The organism is Streptomyces sp. NPDC045022 (assembly GCF_056432605.1).
In genome coordinates, this window is sequence record NZ_JBWKIR010000068.1 from 1 (window position 1) to 5,620 (window position 5,620).

The following is a 5,620-nucleotide window of genomic DNA, read 5'->3' on the forward strand; positions in this document are numbered from 1 at the left end:
GCGGAAGCTCCGCTGCAGCACCAACCGAATCACCAACGTGGTGAAGGCCGTGCTCGTCCTTCACCACGCATCAGCGTGAGGTTGGAAAGAGCTCAAGGTGACGGACGGGTCGCAGTGCGCCCAGCTCTACACCGACGCCGTGTCCGGCGGCAACACCGCTTTCGGAATGCTGGCAGATGTCGGGCAGCAGCCAGGCGGACTGTCCACTCACGAAAAATTCGGCCGAGCCAATCTTCCGGCGGACCAGAACAGCGGGGCTCTCCGGGGCTATCCCGTTCCTGACTGGCGCATGCTCGACAACGACGGCTTCTTTGTCGACACTCCTGGTTTCGACCACTGCAAAAAGGATGTCGTCACGTGTGACTGGGAAAAGATCGGATAACGCCACCCAAGCATGAAGCGGCAGGAGGACGCACAGCCGGCGTTCTCCCGCTCTTCGCTGTCACACCGGACGCCAGTCCTCGTCCCCGTACGCACCGGACTTCCACACGACAGCGCCATCCAGCAGACCGGGCCTGTCCTGGGCGAGGGCGGGATACTCCAGAGCATCCGCCAGCCCCTCCAGGTACGTCACCAGCGAGTCCTGTGGGTCGTCGGGACCGGGCGGGACGTACGTCTCGCGCGTCCACCGCCACAGCAGTCCCGTCCCGACATCGAGATATGTGCCATACAGCGTGTCGTACGCGCTGGACGAGAACACCGGAATCCACCCCGGCTGCCACACGATCACGTCGCCCTCACCGGGCACCCCCGGCACCTCGTACCCCGCGTCGAACTCCGCTTGCGCCTCCATCTGCGACAGGTAGTGGTTCACCACCTCGTCCAGGCCGAGCAGCGCGGCGTTCCCCTGCCACGGTCCACTGCCATCCACATTCCCGCCCGAGACGAGCCCCCACAGCGTCCGCAGCTCGACCGGCACAACGAGCCCCAATGCGGCTTCCATCCACGGCGAGGACGGCTGCGCCGGGTGTGATGGCAGCCGCGGCCCGGCCGGGCACGACTGGCTGGCCCGGATGCGCACCATCACCGAGATGCAGCCGAACATCAGCAAGTGGTTCGACCGCGACGTGTGGACCCGAGCCGTCAACGACGCGGGCTACGCCGTCACCCGCCGCTGACGTAAGCGCGCAGGGACGGGCAGGACGCCACGGCGACTTACTGCTCGCCGAAGCCCTTGAGGACGGGGTCCAGCTCAGCGGCAGAGCCGCACAGCGAGCACAGCCGGACGCCCGGCTGCTACGCCACGCCCAGGGCCCGCTCCAGCGTCAGCACCGACGCCCCGGCCGGGGCCTCTTCGCAGGCGACGGCGTGCACGACACTGCCGCGGCCGGGGCCACGGCCGCCGGCCTTCGCCAGGACCCAGCCCGACGGGCGGCGCGGCCCGAGGACCTGGTCCACGACGGACGGCTTCGGCAGGTACTCGGTGGGTACCTGGTCGTACGAGACGCCCTCCACGGGCTGTACGTGTTCCGGCGCCCGCGCCCAGACCCGGTCCTCGGCCTCCTCCACGCTGTCCCGAGAGCCGTTGCGGTAGGCCGGGATACCCACGTCGTAGCGCCAGCCGTCGGGCAGTTGACGGCGCGCCCACAGCCGCGCGACGACCTCCTGGCCCCCGGGCAGCAGGACCCGCACCGGGACCGGGCCCGGTGCGGGCGGAGGAGACGTCGACATGCCTCCACCGTAGACACCACCGCCCAGGGTGGGGCCGACATGGTGATGAAGCCCGGCGTCAACCACGCCAACGGCGAGCCGCTGCTGCTCGCCGAGCTGGCCACGCAGGTCTTCACCGACTCCGGCACCAAGGGCGGCGAGTTGCGCAGCATCTTCATGCAGTCCGTTCTGCAGGAGGGCTTCCAGCTCATCACTACGGAACTCGATGCGCCCTGGCTCGATCAGTGGGTCGCGGTGCTCACCCTGCACGGCAGCGACCTGGCGCCGAGCTTGAGGAGGCTGCATGGCATTGGATGTCGGAGCCGAGCGCGAGGTCGACGCGATCCGATTGCCGCATTGGGGACAGGTCGCCCGCGTTCCGGACGCGGTCGTGTCGTTCGTGGTCATGGACGATGGTGGTCTGCCGGTCGAGCCCGTCCTGCTGTTCCTGCGTGCATGGTTGGCTCGCTACTCTGGCCCGATGGCCGGGATGAGCAAGCCAACCGACACGCCAGCGCCCCGCGTGCTGGCCTGCGCCGCCCGCGAGAACCTCGGCGAGTTCGAGCAGCGGGTGCGCCGCCGCCCCGGCCTCGGCGGGGCGCTGGCCTGCCTGGTGATCCTCGTCGTCGTCATGAACTTCCTGGTCAACGGGCCGGAGAACGTCTGGGGCCGCGGCGTTGTGGTGGTCGGCCTGCTGATCATCATCACATGGGGTTATGTCTGGTTTCAGCGCATGCGTGGTGGGCTCTGCCTGTTCTCGGAGGGTTTCGTCGACGCCGCCGGCAGGCGCGTGGTCGTCGTGGCGTGGTCGGAAATCCGGTCGATCGAGGGCCAGAAGACGCAGTTCGCCATTGGCTCGCTTCCGGCGGGCAGCGCCTTCGCCTACGAGGTGGCGTTCACGGCGCGGGTGACCGGCCGCGAAGCCGTGTGGAGGTTCAACACCACGTACAGCGGCGTACGTGAGCTCGCCGGACTGATCTCCCGGCGTTCCGGTGTCCTGGTGACCGGCCTCACCGACCCGTACCAGCTGTGAAGTGGCGTCGGGCAGGCCGTACTTGGCGATGACCTCGGTGGCCGGCTGGTTCTCGATCAGCACCGTGCGCAACCGCTGCGCGGCGGACCATGGGACGCTGTCGGGATCGGTCCGACCAGGCCGACGCCGTGCTCGCGGCCGACTTGCTTCTTGAGTGCGACGGAGAGGTAGCCGCCGTCGACGAAGTGCTCCTTCGACAGGAGGTCTCGATGGTGGAGGTTGGCGAGGATGCCGGGAAGGGCCTTGGTGTCGTGGACGGCGGCCTTGGTGGTGGTGACGTCGGTGATCACGCTCGGCGTGTCCGGGTCGCAGGTCTCGGTGAGGTGCGCCAGGAAGCCCTTCCAGCGGGTCTGCCCCCGGCGCGCGTAGCGGGCGGTCAGGTCGTAGGGAGAGACGAGGGCGACGGCCGAGGGGGTGCCTCTATGTCTTTCGTCAAGCAGGTTGTGGGGTTCTGGGTTCGTAGAAGGTTCCGTCGCGGAGCATGGCGAACAGGACGCTGATGCGGTGGCGGGCGAGGCGGAGGAGGGCCTGGGTGTGGGTTTTGCCCCGGGCTCGGCATCGGTCGTAGTAGGTGCGGGAGGCGGGATCGTGGAGGGCGGCGAACGCGGAGAGGAACATTGCGTGTTTGAGCTGCCGGTTGCCGCCTCTGGGGGCGTGTTCGCCGTGGATCGAGGTGCCCGACTGCCTGGTCGTGGGTGCGAGGCCGGCGTAGGAGGCCAGGTGGGCGGCGGACGGGAAGGAGCCGCCGTCGCCGACGGTGAGCAGGAGGACTGCGGTGGTCCTGACGCCGACGCCGGGCATCGAGGTCAGGACCTTGGAAAGAGGGTGGGCCTCCAGCAGGGCTGCGATCTGGGCCTCGAGAGCCCGGCGTTGTTCGTGGACGGCGGCCGGCGACTTGGCCAACGAGGGCACGATCACATCGAGGGTGCCGGTCCCGGGGACCACGACTGTCTGCTCGTCGAGGGCGTCGAAGATGTCGTCGACCAGCCGTTCGGCCATGCGCGGGGCCCTGGGGCGGATGACCTCGACGAGCCTGCGGCGGCCGGCCTTGCGTAGAGCGGCCGGGGAGCCGTAGCGCTCCAGGAGCCAGGAGATGGCGGGGTGGTCCAGGCGGGGCCCCAGGACGCGTTCGAGGCTGGGGTGGAACTGGGTGAGCAGGCTGCGGATGCGGTTGGACGTGCGGGTGGCCTCGGCGGCGAGGTCCTGGTCGAAGCCGACGAGCACGGTCAGCTCGGCGGTGATCTCGTCGGTGAGTTCCAGCGAGCGCAGGGTGTGGGGCATGGTGCGGGCGGCGTCCGCGGTGACGGCCGCGTCGCGGGCGTCGGTCTTGGCCTCGCCGGGGTAGAGGTCGGCGATCCGCCGCATCGCGAGTTCGGGCAGGTAGGCGACCTTGCAGCCGGCGTCCCGCGCGACCGTGAGGGGCAGGGCGCCGATGGATGTGGGCTGGTCCACGACCACCAGGACCTGGCCGGACGTGTCGCGGAGTTTGTCGAGGACGGACCGCAGCTTGGGCTCGCTGTTGGGCAGCTGCTTGTCGAACACCTTCTTCCCGGCCGGGGTCAGCCCGTGGCCGTGATGTGTGCTCTTGCCGACGTCCAGGCCAAGGAAGACGCCCACCCCGTCGATCTCGATCACCGTGCTCCCACATCGTTCGATCCGGTGCCGGCCCCGGCGGTGGGTCCGTTCGCGCGCATCCACATTATGCAGACCTGCCGCCCGCATTTGGCCGGGCATTGCGCCCGGCCGGGCGGCGGTCGGGCCTCTGATCAGCGTCTCCGACGGCACCCTCGAGCCCGGTGACACCACCCCCCAGGTCATCCGTTCGACAGGGGGCAACAGTCATGCCGGGCCCGGAGGCCAGCGGCCCTCTTGCAGGACCGCGAAGAAGATAACGGGGCAGGCCGGCATCTTCCGCTTCCCGCCACTTCGGGCGGTCCTGGGCGTCGGTGCAGTAGTTCTGCACGAAGATCTGGCGCAGGGCCTGGACCTGCTCGCCGTCGTGGAGGGCGGGCAGGTAGTGGTGGACGTAGCGCAGGAGCAGGCGGACGTCCTCGCCGGTGTCCTTGATCCGGGTCTTGGGTTTGGAGGGGTTCTTGCCGAGCCGGGCGGCGCCGCCGTAGCGCTTGCCCCAGTCCTCGGTCACCAGGCCGACCAGCTCGTGCGGCGCCCGGCGGGCGAGTTCTTCGAGGGCTGCGCGCATGGCCTCGGTGACGAGCTCCAGGCGGGTCAGGTCCCGCACCGCGGCCAGGACGTGGGTGGAGTCGGTGCGCTGCCGGCCACGTTCCCAGACCAGGCCGACGGCCCTGATCTTCTCCAGCGCGAGGCTGAGCAGCTTGTCGGCCCGGCGCTCCTCGGCCAGGCGCTCTCGGAAGTCGGCAAGGAGGCTGTGATGGAAGCCGGGGTCTTCCAGCTCCATGCCAAGGGCGTACTTGAAGTCGATGCGGTTGCGCACGGACTCGGCGGCCTGTCGGTCGGACAGCTCCAGCAGGAACTGCAAAACCGACACAGTCGCCAACTGGGCTGGCGACAGGCCCGGCTTGCCGTCCCGCGGGTACCACTCCTCGAAGTCCTCGTCGGCCCACAGGCCGTTGCGCGCCGCGCGCCGGGCCGCGACCCTCGACGCCGCGCAGCAGCTCGCCGCGCTCGGCCTCGGCGACGACCTGGCGGGCGAGGGCGACACCCTGTGAAGCGCGGTGAGGTCTGGACGCTGCCCGACGGCCGCAACGTCCTGATCATCAGCCTGACCGGCCTGGAAGAGTCCTACGGCGCCGTCCTGGTGATCGTGCTCCACGAGAGCGGCCGGTTCCCGGACACGGCCATGTCGGTGGTGATCGACACCCCGGTCCCGTGCACCGCCGTCGCGGTCAACATCGTCCAGCTGCGGACCGGCCGGTTCGACGGCGCCAAGCTCCTCGGCCCCGTCGACGCTGCGGTCAT

8 protein-coding genes and 1 pseudogene are annotated in these 5,620 nt (G+C 69.6%); 4 read left to right on the top strand and 5 right to left on the bottom strand.

Annotated features, from left to right (window positions below):
- The first annotated feature begins 97 nt into the window (after window positions 1-97).
- Window positions 98-382, top strand: coding sequence for a hypothetical protein (locus AC07C1_RS41020; RefSeq protein WP_478947208.1), 285 nt, complete (start codon window positions 98-100; stop codon window positions 380-382).
- Between the two features lie 60 nt (window positions 383-442).
- Here AC07C1_RS41020 and AC07C1_RS41025 read toward each other — a convergent pair whose 3' ends face one another.
- Both AC07C1_RS41025 and AC07C1_RS41030 read right to left on the bottom strand, forming a co-directional pair.
- Window positions 443-931 (bottom strand): SMI1/KNR4 family protein, encoded by a 489-nt coding sequence (locus AC07C1_RS41025; RefSeq protein ID WP_478947209.1) that lies wholly within the window; start codon window positions 929-931, stop codon window positions 443-445.
- A 224-nt stretch (window positions 932-1,155) separates the two neighbouring features.
- Window positions 1,156-1,671, bottom strand: a pseudogene (locus AC07C1_RS41030) (DUF6233 domain-containing protein).
- Between the two features lie 283 nt (window positions 1,672-1,954).
- Here AC07C1_RS41030 and AC07C1_RS41035 point away from each other — a divergent pair.
- Window positions 1,955-2,683 carry a DUF6585 family protein gene (locus AC07C1_RS41035; protein WP_478947210.1) on the top strand — a complete coding sequence of 243 codons (729 nt, stop codon included), beginning with the start codon at window positions 1,955-1,957 and terminating at the stop codon, window positions 2,681-2,683.
- 56 nt (window positions 2,684-2,739) lie between these two features.
- Here AC07C1_RS41035 and AC07C1_RS41040 read toward each other — a convergent pair whose 3' ends face one another.
- From AC07C1_RS41040 to AC07C1_RS41050, 3 genes are all read right to left on the bottom strand, one after another.
- Window positions 2,740-2,973, bottom strand: a complete 234-nt coding sequence (locus AC07C1_RS41040; RefSeq protein WP_478947211.1) for a hypothetical protein — start codon at window positions 2,971-2,973, stop codon at window positions 2,740-2,742.
- Between the two features lie 142 nt (window positions 2,974-3,115).
- Window positions 3,116-4,318, bottom strand: coding sequence for an IS110 family RNA-guided transposase (locus AC07C1_RS41045; protein ID WP_478947212.1), 1,203 nt, complete (start codon window positions 4,316-4,318; stop codon window positions 3,116-3,118).
- Window positions 4,319-4,382: 64 nt separating this feature from the next.
- A complete protein-coding gene (locus AC07C1_RS41050; RefSeq protein ID WP_478947213.1) occupies window positions 4,383-5,198 on the bottom strand; it encodes a transposase in 816 nt (271 codons plus the stop codon).
- A gap of 22 nt (window positions 5,199-5,220) precedes the next feature.
- On the opposite strand from AC07C1_RS41050, the gene AC07C1_RS41055 reads away from it, so the two are divergent.
- A complete protein-coding gene (locus AC07C1_RS41055; RefSeq protein ID WP_478947214.1) occupies window positions 5,221-5,370 on the top strand; it encodes a hypothetical protein in 150 nt (49 codons plus the stop codon).
- On the top strand, window positions 5,367-5,620 hold a 254-nt coding region (locus AC07C1_RS41060), incomplete at its 3' end, for a hypothetical protein (RefSeq protein WP_478947215.1). The genes AC07C1_RS41055 and AC07C1_RS41060, both read left to right, overlap by 4 nt.